The 15,468-nt window shown below is 66.3% G+C and carries 12 protein-coding genes; 5 read left to right on the top strand and 7 right to left on the bottom strand.

Annotated features, from left to right (window positions below; genetic code table 11):
- Positions 1 to 14: 14 nt before the first annotated feature.
- The 3 genes from F6B93_RS05820 to F6B93_RS05810 form a co-directional block, all read right to left on the bottom strand.
- The gene (locus F6B93_RS05820) at positions 15 to 1,085 is read right to left on the bottom strand and encodes a potassium channel family protein (protein ID WP_211698247.1); all 1,071 of its coding nucleotides are present in this window, start codon (positions 1,083 to 1,085) and stop codon (positions 15 to 17) included.
- A gap of 70 nt (positions 1,086 to 1,155) precedes the next feature.
- Positions 1,156 to 4,527 carry an ATP-dependent helicase gene (locus tag F6B93_RS05815; RefSeq protein WP_425518498.1) on the bottom strand — a complete coding sequence of 1,124 codons (3,372 nt, stop codon included), beginning with the start codon at positions 4,525 to 4,527 and terminating at the stop codon, positions 1,156 to 1,158.
- Positions 4,524 to 7,703: an ATP-dependent helicase gene (locus F6B93_RS05810; protein ID WP_246541014.1), complete on the bottom strand. Its 3,180-nt coding sequence runs from the start codon at positions 7,701 to 7,703 to the stop codon at positions 4,524 to 4,526. Before F6B93_RS05810 ends, F6B93_RS05815 begins: the two co-directional genes overlap by 4 nt.
- Before the next feature lie 199 nt (positions 7,704 to 7,902).
- Here F6B93_RS05810 and F6B93_RS05805 point away from each other — a divergent pair, with 199 nt between their 5' ends.
- The 3 genes from F6B93_RS05805 (at position 7,903) to F6B93_RS05795 (ending at position 9,290) form a co-directional block, all read left to right on the top strand.
- Positions 7,903 to 8,106 (top strand): hypothetical protein, encoded by a 204-nt coding sequence (locus tag F6B93_RS05805; protein ID WP_211698245.1) that lies wholly within the window; start codon positions 7,903 to 7,905, stop codon positions 8,104 to 8,106.
- Between the two features lie 90 nt (positions 8,107 to 8,196).
- A complete protein-coding gene (locus F6B93_RS05800) occupies positions 8,197 to 8,982 on the top strand; it encodes an alpha/beta fold hydrolase (protein ID WP_211698244.1) in 786 nt (261 codons plus the stop codon).
- Positions 8,983 to 8,984: 2 nt separating this feature from the next.
- The gene (locus F6B93_RS05795; RefSeq protein WP_211698243.1) at positions 8,985 to 9,290 is read left to right on the top strand and encodes an MGMT family protein; all 306 of its coding nucleotides are present in this window, start codon (positions 8,985 to 8,987) and stop codon (positions 9,288 to 9,290) included.
- 86 nt (positions 9,291 to 9,376) lie between these two features.
- Here F6B93_RS05795 and F6B93_RS05790 read toward each other — a convergent pair whose 3' ends face one another.
- A complete protein-coding gene (locus tag F6B93_RS05790; RefSeq protein ID WP_211698242.1) occupies positions 9,377 to 10,231 on the bottom strand; it encodes a TIGR02569 family protein in 855 nt (284 codons plus the stop codon).
- 268 nt (positions 10,232 to 10,499) lie between these two features.
- Between F6B93_RS05790 and F6B93_RS05785 the strand changes: the two genes are divergently transcribed.
- Entirely contained in the window at positions 10,500 to 11,711 is a 1,212-nt protein-coding gene (locus tag F6B93_RS05785; RefSeq protein WP_211695250.1) for an IS110 family RNA-guided transposase, read from the top strand.
- A 124-nt stretch (positions 11,712 to 11,835) separates the two neighbouring features.
- Here F6B93_RS05785 and moeZ read toward each other — a convergent pair whose 3' ends face one another.
- Together moeZ and F6B93_RS05775 are read right to left on the bottom strand one after the other, a co-directional pair.
- The gene (moeZ, locus tag F6B93_RS05780; RefSeq protein ID WP_211698241.1) at positions 11,836 to 13,014 is read right to left on the bottom strand and encodes an adenylyltransferase/sulfurtransferase MoeZ; all 1,179 of its coding nucleotides are present in this window, start codon (positions 13,012 to 13,014) and stop codon (positions 11,836 to 11,838) included.
- 161 nt (positions 13,015 to 13,175) lie between these two features.
- A complete protein-coding gene (locus F6B93_RS05775; protein ID WP_211698240.1) occupies positions 13,176 to 14,201 on the bottom strand; it encodes a DUF3152 domain-containing protein in 1,026 nt (341 codons plus the stop codon).
- 206 nt (positions 14,202 to 14,407) lie between these two features.
- On the opposite strand from F6B93_RS05775, the gene fasR reads away from it, so the two are divergent.
- Positions 14,408 to 15,094, top strand: a complete 687-nt coding sequence (gene fasR / locus F6B93_RS05770) for an HTH-type transcriptional activator FasR (RefSeq protein WP_211698239.1) — start codon at positions 14,408 to 14,410, stop codon at positions 15,092 to 15,094.
- On the opposite strand, the gene F6B93_RS05765 is transcribed toward fasR, so the two are convergent.
- Positions 15,081 to 15,353 (bottom strand): DUF3107 domain-containing protein, encoded by a 273-nt coding sequence (locus F6B93_RS05765; RefSeq protein ID WP_211698238.1) that lies wholly within the window; start codon positions 15,351 to 15,353, stop codon positions 15,081 to 15,083. The genes fasR and F6B93_RS05765 overlap by 14 nt on opposite strands.
- Positions 15,354 to 15,468: the final 115 nt, after the last annotated feature.

Genomic DNA, 15,468 nt, shown 5'->3' with positions numbered 1-15,468 from the left:
GCTTGCGATCACCACTAGTGCCCCGGGGTGCGGACATAAAGCAACCGGTCGGCCGCCTCGATAGCATCCACTTCCGGCGCACCGATGCGGAGCAGACGGCCATCGCGCACCACGCCCAGCACGAGGTCGCGCAGATGCCGAGGCGACCCGCCCACTTCGGCCGGTTCGACCTCGCGTTCGGCGATGGCCAAGCCGGCGTCCGGCGTCAGCAGATCCTCAATCATCTCCACGACGCTGGGCGTGTTGGTCGCAATGCCCAGCAGTCGACCAGCCGTCTCCGAGGAAACCACGACCGAGTTCGCACCTGATTGCAGCAGCAGGTGCTGGTTCTCGGCCTCCCGGATGGACGCCACGATTTTGGCCTTGGGCGCAATCTCCCGGGCCGTCAAGGTGACCAGCACCGCAGTGTCGTCTCGATTGGTGGCCACAATGATCGCCGAGGCGTGCTGAGCACCAGCCAATCGCAGCACGTCGGACTTGGTGGCGTCGCCGTGCACGGTAACCAGGCCGGCGGCCGCGGCGCGCTCGAGGCCCGAATGATCGGTGTCGACAACGACGATTTCACCCGGGACGACCTCGTCGCCAAGCATCGCGGCGACGGCCGTCTTGCCCTTGGTTCCGTAGCCGATGACGACGGTGTGGTTGCGCACTCTGCTCCTCCAACGCTGGATCTTCAGTGCTTGCCGCGATGTTTCGGTGAGGACTTCGAGGGTCGTCCCGACCAGCAAAATCAGGAACGCGATGCGCAGCGGCGTGATGACGAAGATGTTGACCGCGCGCGAAAAGTTCGAAATCGGGGTGATGTCGCCGTACCCGGTCGTCGACAGCGTGACCGCCGAATAGTAAAGGCAATCCAGAAAGCCCAGCGCATCACCTTGCGAGTCCCGGTACCCGTCGCGATCAAAGTAGACCACTAATGCGACGACCAACAGCGCCACCACAGCGATGGCCACCCGCCGCGAAATAACGCGAGCTGGACTGGTCAGTCGCGCCGGAATGCGCAGCACCCCGACAAGCGCGTAGCTGGGCTGGGCGGTCAACGTCTCGTCAAGACGCCGCAGCCGCCGCCAACTACCTTTTGCCACGGAAATCCATCATCGGCCTTGCCCGGCGCATGACACACGCACGACAAACATGTAACCACGGTCCGACATCTCACGGGCGACCGGAGTCGGCCAGCAGGGCCTCCAGCTCGACGGGATCAGGCAACCGATCGGGGATCACCGTGGTTCCGGTGCGCACGTAGTAGAAGGCGGCGCGAACCAAAGATTGCGGGCATCCGCTCAACGCGGCCCACGCCAGCCGGTAAACGGCAAGCTGGACAGCCGCCCGCCGCATAGCATCCGGCCCGTGCGGTTGCTCACCGGTCTTCCAGTCCACCACCGTGGCGCCGCCATCGACATCGGCGAACACCGCATCGATGCGGCCGCGCACGACGGTATCGCCAATTGGCATGTCGAACGGCACCTCAACCGCGACCGGAGTTCGCGCCGCCCAGGCCGACGCGGCAAAGGACGCCTGCAACGTGGCTAGCTCCGCGGTATCGCCCACATGGGAGTCGGCCGCACCCGGAAGGTCCCCCAGATCGAACAGCAGCTCGACGCCGTAAAACTGCTGAACCCAGCTATGAAAAGCGTTGCCCAGCAATGCATGCGGGTCCGGGCGCGTCGGCAAACGATGCATCAGCCGCCGCGGCGCTCCGGTGGGGTCACGCGCCAGCTCGACCAGTCCGGTGACCGACAACTGACTGGGCAGGGCGCGCCCGGGTGCTCCTCCGCAGGCAGGTGGTGCCCCCGCAGCACGCGCACGCTCAGCCAACAGCGCATCGACGTCAGCGGCCCAACCGTCGACGTCAGCGTTGCCGCCGCCCACGTCGCCGGCCATCGCGGCAGCCACCAAAGCCGCACCGCGTTCCACATCCCCGCGGCGGGATCCCAGCGGATCAGCAGGCCACGCAGCTTCGACAACATTGCCACGCAACGGGTTCTTCTCCCCGTCGGCGGGCTCCGGCTCCCACAGTTCGACGACTCCGCACGGATCGCCAGCCGCAGCCGAACATTCGATGACATCTCTGAGTTCACACAAGAAATCCGACGGCCCACGCGGCTTGATTCCGGTGGCACCCCAATGGTGACCGGATACGAGCAGCGTGTCTTCAGCCCGAGTCACCGCCACATACAACAGCCGGCGCTCTTCGTCCAGACGCCGCTGGTCGAGCTGACCACGATGCTCGGAGATCTTGTCCGACAGCTGCTTTCGATTGACGACATCCGAGAGGTCCATAATCGGGATGCCGAGCGCGGCGCCCGAGGCGCGGTCACCTCGAAGCAGCGGCGGCAGCTCGGTCGCGTCGGTCAGCCAGGTGCTTCTCGACACCGTCGACGGGAAGGTCCCCCCCGACAAGTGCGCCACGGCCACCACCCGCCACTCCAAACCCTTCGCGGCATGCACAGTGAGCACCTGGACCCGATCAGAGGCAACGCCCTGGGGGCACCAGCCACTTGCGGGGGACTGCGCGGGTGCCAAACCACCCTCCACCACCGCGGCCACGTCCAGATAGGCCAACAGACCCGCTACCGAAACGGTGCCTGAGAGACCGATCGTGCGATCGCAGTAACTGGCGACCACATCGACGAAGGCGTCGAGATGCTCGGCGCCAGACCAGGCACAGGCGGCCGCCCCCAGGCTCGCTGACGCCGCGCGAACCTCACCATCGACGCCAATCACGCGACGCACCTCGCCAACCAGGTCGGGCAGCGGATGACTCAGATGTCCGCGCAACGCGGTCAACTCAGCCGCCAGCGCTGCGATGCGCTCGTACCCTGCCACCGAATACCAGCTGGCTGGACCCGGGTCACAGATGGCGTCGCCCAGACACGCCGCGTCAACGTCCGGACTAGCCGCCGCAGCGACCAACCCGGGCGAAAGCGATTCGCTCGCGCCTGCCCGGGAAGCAGATGGTGCCCCGGGTCCGGTACTAAGAGCCAGCGCACGACGCCACAGCACCGCGAGGTCGCGGCCACCCAGCCGCCATCGTGGACCGGTCAACACCCGCATCGCCGCGGCCCCGGCCGTCGGATCGGCAACCAGTCGCAACATATCCACGACGTCGGCAACCTCGGGGATGGACAGCAGGCCAGCCAGCCCGACCACCTCAACCGGAATGCCGCGGTCGCGCAACGCATCGGCGATCGGCGCGGCATCGGCGTTCCGGCGTACCAATACCGCGGCGGTCGGCGGGTCGACACCGTCGGACTGGGCTCGTCGGTATAGCCGCTGAACGTGGTCTGCGATCCACTCACGTTCGGCCTGAATGTCGGACAACAGCGCGCAGCGCACGGTACCCGGCGAGGCGTCTGGACGCGCACGCAGCGCGCGCACCGCAACCGACCGCCGTCGCGCCTCAGTCGAAATCGCGTTGGCCACGCGCAGCGCCCGCGGCGGGTTGCGCCAACTGGTCCTCAGCTCCAGAACCGGCGCGGGGGTGCCGTCGGATAGGGGAAAATCGGTGCTGAACCGCGGCAGGTTTGTCGCCGAGGCGCCGCGCCAGCCGTAGATCGACTGAATCGGGTCCCCCACGGCCGTCAACGCCAATCCGTCATCAACACCGCCGCCGAAGAGCGCCGACAACGCGACCCGCTGCGCATGCCCGGTGTCCTGGTACTCGTCGAGCAGCACTACCCGGAAACGACTGCGCAGGTCGAGACCCACCTGGCTGAACCCGATTGCCAAGCGCGCGGCCGCCGCCATCTGCATACCGAAGTCCATCACCCGCCTCTCGCGCATCCGCCGATGCAGCGCGTCCAGCAACGGCACCAGCTCGGCGCGCTCGGTCTGGGTAGCCAACATCCGCAACAGCGACTGACTGGGGCCGCGATCGCGACGGTGCGAACCCTCGGGCAGGACGTGCACCAGCCTCTCCAGCTCGACGTGGGTGTCGCGAAGCTGCCCGGTGTCAACCAGGTGTTCAGCGAGCTGACCCGACAACCGAAGCACCATCGACGTGACCGCGGCCGGTGTCTTGGTGGTGCTGAGCTCACCGCCATAGCTATTGACGACGTCGAAAGCCAACTGCCACAGTTCGGTTTCGCTGAGCAACCTGGTATCCGGCTCGATTGGCAACAGCAGCCCATGGTCCCGGAGCAGCGCACCTGCGAAGCCGTGGTAGGTGCTGACCACCGGCGTGCCCGTCGGTTCGGCCATCGGATCCGGTGCTGCCGCGACACCCGGGGTAAGGCCGATGCCAGCCAACCGGGCCAGCCGGGACCGGACGCGGCGCAGCAGCTGGCCGGCGGCCTTGCGGGTAAATGTCAGTCCCAGCACCTGGCCGGGTTCCGCGTAGCCGTTGGCGATCAGCCACACCACCCGCGCAGCCATCGTCTCGGTCTTGCCGGCACCGGCACCCGCAATGACGACCAGCGGGCCAGGCGGCGCGGAAATGACGGCGGCCTGCTCGTCGGTGGGCGGGAAAAGTCCTAATGCACAAGCTAATTCATCCGGACTGTAGCGTGCCGCTATGCAGGTCACGGCGCTGATCCCGCGGCGTGGGCCGGACAGCACCGTCGCATCGGGCAGTGGGCGCAACCGTCGTTGCGCCGGGCGACGAACTGCGGTCCCGAGGTAGCGGCGGCCGCATGGCCGATGAGGTTGAGCCATTCCTGGCGGGCCGCCGGAGTGAGTGGATCCTGTTGGCGTTCGGTGGCGCCGGTGGTGCCGCTCTTGCCGAGATAGACCAACCGCGCACCGCCCGGCTCGTCGCCGCCGGGTACGAATCCTTCGGCCACCGCAAGCTGATACATGGCCAGCTGGGCGTGGCGCTGGGCGTCGTCTTTGCTGACCGGTGTCTTGCCGGTCTTGATGTCGACGACGACCGGCCGGCCCGCCGCGTCGCGTTCCAGCCGATCCACTCGGCCGCGTATCCGGATTTCTCCACGTCGCTCGCCGCCATCAGCTGGTGCCACCAGGGTTCCATCCACGTCGACCTCGACGCCGAGTTCGCGAAACTCACCTCGGGTTTGTTCCCGCCATGCGGCGAACGCCTGGATCATCCCACGATGCCGGGCAAGCTCATTGGCCGAATACCACCCAGCCGCAAACGGGAGCAGCGTCCATACGCGGTCCAATTCGGCTAGCAGCTGAGCTTCACTCTTGGCGGGTTCGGCGATGAGCGCGTGCAGCACCGAGCCGACCGTGGAGCGCAGTTCACGCGCGTTGGTACCGCCATGACGCTCAACCAGCCAGCGGAGCGGACAGTCCATGAGGGCCTGCAATGCCGACGGTGCCAACGTGACCACATCACCGTTGTCGCATAGCGGTTCGCGGGTACTGATCGGGATCAGACCGTGCCACCCGTCGGGAGCGGCACCCGGTACCCCCGCTGTGGCCAGCCGAGCCAATTGCGTTGCCGCACAGGCGCGAGCAGCGTCGTCCACCGCGCCCGCGGGAGCACACACCACGCCACGCAGGCGACCCACGACCGCAGTGGCCGACAATAGCCGCGGCGCCGAGATCGGCTGGACTGCATTGGAATCGCCGTCGCCGTCGGTGCATCGAGCGATCTCGAAGAAGAACGGCGACGGCAACGCGGCTTCTCGGCCATTGGCTCCCGCATCGCCATCCACAGCCGTCACCAGCAACCGACGCCGTGCACGACCCATGGCAGCCGCCAGTAGCCGGCGCTCCTCGGCCAACAGCGGGGCCCGCGCCGAAGCATATTCGCCGACACCATCGAGCATATCGAGAAGCCGCTGGGTGCCGAGCACGCCGCCGCGCGGAATAGTGTTGGGCCACAAGCCGTCCTGCAAACCAGCAATGACCACTAGATCCCACTCATGGCCGAGGGCGGCGTGGGCGCTGAGCACGCTGACCTGCTCGGTCTGGGATACCGGTTCTGGACTGACCCGCGGCAGCTGCAGTGCCGCTACGTGCTCGACAAGTCCGCGCAATGACGCTCCAGACGTGCGTGAAACATAGCGCTCGGCAACGTCGAACAACGCGGTTACTACTTCCAGGTCCCTGACGGCCTGGGCGCCGATAGAGCCCCCGCGTTCACTGGCCGCCAACCAACGACGTTGCAGACCGGATCTTCGCCACGCCGCCCACAGTGTGTACCGCGGATCGTGTGCCCCGAGATGACCCGAGCCGTGACACCGCGACGCCGCCGCCAGCACGGCACGCACCCGTCGCAACGGCCGAAGTTGCGGCCCCGAGAGGGGCGCCTCGCAGGTGAGAGCCGCAACCAGCAGATCGCCGAGTTTGGCGGAGCCGTCGTCACCCTGGACACGCTGCAGCGTCCGGCGCAGCTGGCGAAGCGAGACTGGGTCGACGCGACCGATCGGCCCCGTCAGCAGCTCCAGAGCGTGGTCGCCATCGAGCCCGTCAGCGGTCGCCGAGAGGACCGTGAGCAGCGTTCTCGCCGCGGGCTCCTGCGCCAGCGGCCCGCCAATTCCGGGGACGGCTACGGGAACCCCGGCAGCAACCAAGGCGCGGGGCAAACGTGCCGCGGCGCGCGGTACCGATCGCACAATGACGACCATCTGCGACCACGGCACTCCGTCCATCAAGTGCGCACGCCGCAACGCGTCGGCGATCATGGCGGCCTCCGCGTGCGCTGACGCCGCCAGGCGCGCCGTCACCGACCCATCATCGGTCCCGGTGCCTTCGATCCGCCGCCCCACGTGGCCGCCAGGTAGCCGACTGACGATTCCAGTGATGGCGCGTGCCACGGCAGGGGCACACCGATGCGACACCGTCAACCTCACCGCCAGACCTTCGTCGGCCTGACGCGGCCACCCGCTGGCGGCGGACAATCCGGCCGACCCGCCGCCGCGGAACCCAAACACAGCCTGGTCGGCGTCACCGGCGACCAGAGCTAGCTCAGCGCCCGCAGCCAGCACACCGACCAAACGAGCTGCCTGCGGGTCGAGTTGCTGAGCATCGTCCACCAAGAGGAACCGAACCCGCGCTCGCTCGGCGGCCAGCAACTCGGGATCGGCCGCGAGGGCTTCCAGAGCCGCCCCGACCAGTTCGGCGGCACCCAACGCCGGCACCGTCGCCTGCGGCGTAGTTGTCCCGACTGCCGCTCGCAACAACATGACCTGCTCGTACTGCCGGGCGAATTGGCCGGCCGCAGACCATTCCGGGCGCCCGCACCGGCGTCCCAGCCGCTCCAGCTCGCCCGGTTCCACGCCACGTTCAGCGCAGCGCGCCATAAGGTTTCGCAACTCGGTGGCAAATCCGGCCGTACTCAGGGCGGGCAGCAGATGCGCCGGCCAGGTGGTGGCAGCAGCCGGCCCGTCATCGAGGTCACCAGCCAGCAGATCGCGGATGATGGCGTCCTGCTCGGCGGAGGTGACCAGCCGCGGGGGCGCGCCGCCCGCGCGGTCGGCAGCCCGGCGCAATACCGAATGAGCGTAGCCGTGGACGGTACGAACCAAAGGTTCGCGAACCGCGGTACGGCAGGGACCAGACGTGCGGGATTGGAGCAAGGTCGTCGTCAGCTTGCTGCGCGCGCGGGTCCCGATGCGACCGGAGCCTGTCAGCAAGAGAACCGATTCCGGATCGACGCCGGCCGCGATGTGAGCGGCTGCGGCATCAACCAGCAGGCTGCTCTTTCCCGTCCCGGGGCCGCCGAGGATCCGTATCACCCCGCGAAAGCCTGGCGTCAGAACAACCCGCGCCTGTGCGTCCCACGTGTATGGCATGGCGGCATGACACCACGCGGGTCCGACAAGTCAGCACCGCATCGCTCGCCGGCGTGCCCATTGCCTGTTGCGTTGACCGCTCAAGCACGACAGGGATCTGAGCGCACGAGCAGCTATTCCGCCTCCCGATTGGATAAGATCGATGCTGGCTGACCTTAGCGGCCGATACGAAACCCGAAGCGAGGTTAGGAATTCGAGCATGAGCGACCGAGCGGGCATCGGTCCGGATAGCGAAATACCCGAAGCCGACGCGGTGGAACAGCATCGTGGTGCCAACTTCGACGACGAAGCGGGCTTGGACACCACCTACCTGAGCGGCGACGCGCGGAACCTCGATGCCAACGAAGCCGACCTGATCGACCAGGCAATGGTCGTCCCGGTCTCTGACGACTATCGGGATTGACCACCAATCCCGACCACCGACCTGGCCGATAATCGCGTCGGCCGGCAGCCCGCCGGGGCCAGCCGCGATCCACACTGGCACCATCGACGAGTGACCGCAGACCTTCACGTGCATCGCTATGGACCGCCCGGCCCGGTGCAGGTGGTGGCGATTCACGGGGTGACCGAGCACGGCCAGGCTTGGGAACTCCTGGCCGACCACTTGCCCGAAATCAGCATCGCCGCACCTGATCTGCTGGGTCACGGCAGGTCGTCGTGGGCGGCGCCCTGGACCATCGATGCAAATGTTTCGGCACTCGCCGCACTGGTCAGCGAAGAGTCCGACCAGCCGGTGGTCGTGGTTGGGCACTCGTTCGGGGGCGCTATCGCGCTGCAGCTGGCCGCGGCTCACCCGGACCTGGTGGCGGCGCTGATCCTGCTCGATCCTGCCGTCGGTTTGGACGGATCGCGTGTGCGCGAAGTAGTCGACGCTATGGTGGCCTTCCCCGACTACCCAGACGCAGCCGAGGCGCGTGCCGAGAAGGCGACCGGCGCGTGGGCGGACGTGGACCCCGTCGTGCTGGACGCCGAACTCGCCGAACACCTCATCTCATTGCCAAACGGACGCTATGGCTGGCGAATCAGCCTGCCAGCGATGGTGTGCTACTGGAGTGAACTCGCCCGCGGCATCAAGCTGCCACCGGCTGGGACGGCGACCACCGTGGTGCGTGCAACAAAGGCTGACCCGCAATACGTGAGCGACCAACTCATCTCCGCGCTTCACGGCCGACTAGGAGCCGATTTCCAGCTGCTGGATTTCGAGTGTGGGCACATGGTGCCGCAGGCAAGGCCAACCGAGGTCGCCACCGTGATCCGCGATCGGCTCAAGGCGGGCTAGCCGTGGCGCCCGTGACGGACGATCAAGTCGAACGCGTGCGCTCGCTGGTCGCGGCCATTCCCCCCGGCAGGGTCGCCACCTACGGCGATATCGCTGCCGTCGCTGGCCTTTCCAGTCCACGCATCGTCGGCTGGATCATGCGCACCGATTCCTCGGACCTGCCGTGGCACCGGGTGATCACCGCTTCCGGGCGCCCAGCGCGTCATTTGGTGACCCGGCAACTGGAGCTGTTGCGCGCCGAAGGCATCCTCAGCGTCGACGGCAAGGTCGCGCTGCGCGGAGTCCGTCACGAATTTCCGCCCAGCTGAGAGATTGCCTGCTCATCGAAATCGACATCCGCCAGCCTCGTTTCGTCGTGTTGCCAGGCTGACGTACCCATCGCATCCCGGGAGCGTTAGAGCATCAACCGCACTAGCGCCGCAGTGCGGGCCAAGCCCGGAAACGCGTCGGCGGTGGAGCGCGGGTGAAGCGCGTGCACCGCCAGACGGAACATGATTGCGCGCAACAGCATTTGCGGCCACTCTGGCAATGCATTCCACCGCTCGACAAGTCCTTCGTCGGCCTCGCCCCACGACAGCGCGTCGACGACGGCTACCCCGGCGGCCCAGGACGCAGGCCTCCAGTAAGGCGCGATGTCGGTAATCCCGGGAGCAGCAGTGCCGGCGAAAAGCACTGTTCCGTAGAGATCTCCGTGCACCAGCTGGTTGGGGCTCTTGGTTGGCTTGCGCAGCCCCGCAAGCTGATTGATCAGATCGACCGATGCCTGCGGTTCAGCTGTCGCAGGGGCAGTCTGCGCTCCCGGCGGGACCGATTGCAATGGTCGTTCCTCCCACGCGGCCCGGTCAGCGGCAATGAACACATCGATGTCCGTCCACGGCAAGGTGGGACTTTGGGTCAGGAATCGAGGCCGGTCCAGTTTTCCGCTGGCTTCGTGCAGTCGCACCGCCGCCGAAACGACTTCGTCATGCCTGGGTTCCGGCGTGCCGGCGACGAATGTGTCTGCCCGCCAACTGGACACCACGTACCGCCCGTCAGTCGAACGCACCGGCCTGGCCAGGCGGACGCCGTCGACAAACAACGTCTCGCGCACCCGGGCCGACCACGCCGCGCGGGCGTGATCGGAAACCGTCGACAACACGACTTCACCGCACCGCCAGCCACCTTCCCAGCTGGGACCCAACGGATCGGGATTCACACCGGACAAGCCGAATGCCGCCAATGCGTGCTCCGGCGGTGGCTCGACACTCACACCAGTCAGCCTAATGGGAATGGATCGGCGGGGCTTCCATCGGTAAGGGTTCGGTTGGGAGAGGCTGGTCTGAGAGCCACCGGCCGGTGAGCACTTCTGCAGCCTGAAGCGAGTGTGGACTTCTACGACTAGATCGTGCCCCGGTCGGATGGTGGGGTTGCCCGTAGCGCTGATGGGATGTCGTGCCGGTGTGGAGCACTGATCCATTAGGTTGCCGCCCGGGCGCCCTCGGCTCATCTCACAACCGGAAATCGGAGGAGGACATCGGGTGATTTTCATCGGAGACGACTGGGCCGAAGACCATCACGACGTGCATGTGATGGACCAGGCCGGTACGCGGTTGGCGTCACGGCGGCTCTCTGAAGGCTTGACCGGCGTTCGCCAGCTCCACGAGCTGATCGCGGCGCACGCCGAGGAGCCGGGTCAGGTGGTGATCGGCATCGAAACCGACCGGGGCTTGTGGGTGGGCGCCCTGGCGGCGGCCGGCTATCAGGTGTTTGCGATCAATCCCCTGGCGGTGGCCCGCTACCGCGATCGCCACCACGTCTCGGGAGCCAAATCCGATGCCAGCGATGCCAAACTGCTGGCTGACTTGGTGCGCACTGATCGACACAACCATCGCTCGCTCGCCGGCGACAGCTCCACCGCTGAAGCCATCAAAGTTCTGGCCCGCGCACATCAGAACCTGATTTGGGCACGCACCCGCCACACCAACGCGCTGCGCAGCACGTTGCGGGAGTACTACCCGAGCGCACTGGCGGCTTTCGAGGACCTCGCCCACGGCGACACCCTGGAGGTGCTCAGGCGCGCCCCTACCCCAGAACAGGCCACCCGGCTGAGCCTGCCAGCGATCCAGTCTGCGCTCAAACGCGGCGGGCGCCAGCGCTATATCGCCGCCCGCGCCCGCGAAATCCTCGCCGCGCTGCGCACCGAGCAGCTATCGGCACCCGCAGCGGTCAGCGCCGCGTTCGCGGCCAGCACCCGCGCCGCGGTCAGCATCATCGCAGAGCTCAACCGCCAGATTAACGAGCTCGAGGCCAGCCTCGCCGACCATTTTGAGACACACCCGGACGCCGACATCTACCTCTCCCTGCCAGGACTCGGTGCTGTACTCGGCGCCCGGGTGCTCGGTGAGTTCGGGGACGACCCGAATCGCTACACCGATGCCAAGTCTCGCAAAAACTACGCCGGAACCTCACCTTTGACTGTTGCGTCGGGCAAGAAACGCGCCGTGCTGGCCCGCCACGCACGCAACCGCCGTCTCTACGACGCCATCGACCAATGGGCCTTCTGCGCCCTGGTGGCCAGCCCCGGCGCCCGCGCGTTCTACGACCAACACCGCGGCGCCGGCGACACCCACCACCAAGCCTTACGCGCCCTAGCCAACCGTCTCGTCGCCATCCTGCACGGCTGCCTACGACACCACAACCGATACGACGAACACACCGCCTGGGCACACCGCACCCCAACTGCCGCTTGACACCTTAAAACCCTGGGATGTCTAGTCGTGCGACGATGCGGGCCAGAAAGGCCCGCTGAGGAGCGCGACAATCCGACCCAGCCAACCCAGCCTGGACTCGGCGACGGTCGGGCCGGCATCGCCTCTAGTACATCACCATGTCGGGCTGCATCTGCTTGGCCCAGGCCACGATGCCGCCCTGCAGGTGGACCGCGTCGGAGAAACCGGCCTTCTTCACCGCAGCCAGCGCCTCGGCCGAGCGCACACCTGTCTTGCAGTACAGCACCGGTGTGCGGTCCTGGGGCATCTTGGCCAGGCCCTCCCCGGAGTTGATCAGTGACTTCGGAATGAGCTGGGCTCCGTCGATATGCACGATGTCCCACTCGACCGGCTCACGAACGTCGATCAGCGCCATCTTCTTGCCGGAATCCATCAAATCGCGCAACTCCAGCGGGGTGATGGTGGAGCCGCTGGCCGCTTGATGGGCGGCGTCGGACACCACGCCACAGAACTGCTCGTAATCGATCAACCCCGTGATCCGCGGTGTCGATGGATCCTTGCGGATGGTGATTGTGCGGTAGCTCATCTCCAGCGCGTCGTACACCATCAACCGGCCCAGCAGAGTTTCACCGATCCCGGTGATCAGTTTGATTGCCTCGGTGCCCATCACCGAGGCAATCGAGGCACAGATGATGCCCAGCACGCCCCCCTCGGCGCACGACGGCACCATGCCCGGTGGCGGCGGCTCCGGATAAAGGTCGCGATAGTTGAGGCCGAGACCGTCTGGAGCGTCCTCCCAGAACACCGACACCTGACCCTCGAAGCGGTAGATCGACCCCCACACGTAAGGCTTCCCGGCCAGCACCGCGGCATCGTTGACCAGGTACCGAGTCGCGAAGTTGTCGGTGCCGTCCACGATCAGGTCGTACTGTTTGAACAGGTCCACCGCGTTAGCAGCTTCGAGCCTAACCTCGTGTAGTCGCACCTCGATCAGGGGATTGATAGCGACGATGGAGTCGCGGGCCGATTGCGCCTTGGACCGTCCGATGTCAGCCACACCGTGGATGATCTGACGTTGCAGGTTTGACTCATCGACGACGTCGAAGTCGACGATGCCGATCGTGCCAACACCGGCGGCGGCTAGGTAAAACAATGTCGGAGCTCCAAGCCCGCCGGCGCCGATCACCAGCACCCGTGCGTTCTTCAACCGCTGCTGCCCGTCGACACCAAGGTCGGGAATGATCAAATGGCGGCTGTAGCGGGCCACCTCGTCGCGACTCAGCGCGGGCGCGGGCTCAACCAGTGGCGGCAACGATGTCGGCACCGAATGTCTCCTCAGTGTGTTCGCGAATCAACTTCGACCCGCGTCGGAACCATCACAGCAGTTGTCCGCAGCGACGGCAACGACGCGTACCAGACACAACACCAAGACGGGCCACATTGCTTCCCCAAGCCGCTCGGAGGTTGTGGCTCGCGGCGGGTTGGCTAGGCGATCGGGTAGGGCCAGGGATTGAACCGGCAGGTTTTGCCATCCGCCTTGACCCAGTCGGGATCGAACTTGGCCGCGTCGTCATTGGAGGTGGAGAAAGTCTGCTGCATCATCACCGGAGCCAGGCCACCCTCGGTCTCGCATGGCTCGTGGCCCAGATAGCCAATGGCATGGCCGACCTCATGATTGATCACATACTGCCGGTAGGAACCGATATCACCTTCGAACGGAACCGCTCCACGTACCCAGCGCGCCTCGTTGATGAACACACGCGCCTGGCGGTCGGGCCCGAACGCCGGGTTGTAGCACGACGTCTCCAAGGGGAATTCGTAGCCACATCCTTCGCGCACCGTCACCGGTGACACCAGTGAAATCCGAAAGTCGGGTTGCCCGCTATCGGCCCGGATGAACGCGAACTGCGGGTTGTGAGTCCAGCCCTTGGGATTGGCGAGCGTCTGATCCACCATGTGAGCGAATGCGTCATCACCGCCGTACATCGTGAGGTCGAGACCGTTCTCGATCTCGACGGTGTACGTGAACACCTTGGCGGTGCCTTGGCCAACGCGCGGGGTGGTGCCTGGCACAACACGCCACGATTTGTCCCCCGCTTGGGTAAATGGGCCGCCGTCGGGCAGCGTCCCGGCCGGCAGATTGGCATCGAAGGCCGCCAGGCCGCGTGGCGGTGCGTCGAGGATCGCGGTGCCCACCACGCCGATGGCAGGCGAATCATGGACGGTCTGCGCGGCGGCCGGCCTTGGCGCACTCGTCCCCGTCACTGTCTGGTACACCACCACGGCGGTGAGTGCCACCAGGAAAGGTAGTGCGTAGGCGCGCCAGCCGTAGGCCGACACGAACCGCCCTAACCAGGTTTGTCTGCGCCATTGGCGCTTCCGGTCGCGGTCAACACGGGGGCGTCCGTCGGTACCGGCGGTCGGGTCGCGCTGAGCCCGCAGCGGCTCGCGCCACTCGTCATGCAGCACGGGCACCTGACCTGTGCTGCCGGCAGGCCCCGGAAACGTCATTCTCCCAGGATTACACAGCTGGCCCCAAGGCGGACCTCTGGCACGCCCGAAGACGCCTCGCTAGCCGACATCCGCCGGCACCTATAGCGCCAGTTCAGGTCAGTCCGACGCTACTGTGAGTCGACAGGGAGTAATGTCGTTGCGACAAACCTGCGGCCGTGGGGAAGGCGTATGGCCTGGAATTTAGCGCGATCAGATTGGGACCGATGAGCGATCTCGCCAGAGCGGCGCAACGACGTGCCGCCAGATCGTCCGACAACGGTCGGCCGGTCGAAGGTGTTCCGGCCACCGGCCGACGCGGCAACCGCTTGCCCCGCGATGAACGTCGCGGGCAACTGCTTGTCGTCGCCAGCGACGTGTTTGTCGACCGCGGTTACCACGCTGCAGGCATGGACGAGATCGCCGATCGCGCGGGAGTCAGTAAGCCCGTTCTGTACCAGCATTTTTCCAGCAAGCTGGAACTTTACCTGGCAGTACTACGTCGACACGTGAACAACCTGGTGGCCGGCGTGCAGCAGGCACTGAGCACGACCACCGACAACCAGCAGCGGTTGCGTGTGGCCGTCCAGGCTTTCTTCGACTTCATCGAGCACGACGGCCAGGGATACCGCCTGATCTTCGAGAACGACATCGTCACCGAGCCCGAGGTCGCCGCGCAGGTGCGCGTCGCCACCGAGTCATGCATCGACGCGGTATTCGCGCTCATCAGCGCCGATTCCGGGCTCGACCCGCACCGCGCTCGGATGATTGCCGTGGGCTTGGTCGGCATGAGCGTCGATTCCGCCAGATACTGGCTGGACTCCGACCGCCCGATCTCGAAGTCAGACGCCGTCGAGGGCACCGTGCAATTCGCCTGGGGTGGGTTGTCCCACGTGCCGCTTACCCGCTCTTAGCGGCCTTTCCGGCGGAGCCACCGGCAACATCGGCCCCGATGCCAAATCCGACGCGACGGCTATCGGCGGCACCGATTTCCACATAGGCGACCTTAGCGGCGTGAATCAGATAGCGCCGACCCCGCTCGTCGGTCAGGGTCAGCAGACCCGAGTCATCGCGCAGCGCATCGCGCACGAGCTCTTCGACCTCATCGGGCGTCTGCTCACTGGAGAACACCAGCTCGCGCGGATTATCAGTGATACCGATCTTGACCTCCACCCGTGGCCCCTTCCGTTGGTATTCGCTCGCAAGAGTGTCAGCAGCAGGCTAGTAGACGTGCCCGGCGCTCCTCGACGGCGACCGGGCATTGGTGCCAGTCAGCCGCACTAACTGC

It is taken from the genome of Mycobacterium spongiae, assembly GCF_018278905.1.
Lineage (GTDB): Bacteria > Actinomycetota > Actinomycetes > Mycobacteriales > Mycobacteriaceae > Mycobacterium > Mycobacterium spongiae.
This window is presented reverse-complemented; position numbering and strand designations above follow the sequence as displayed.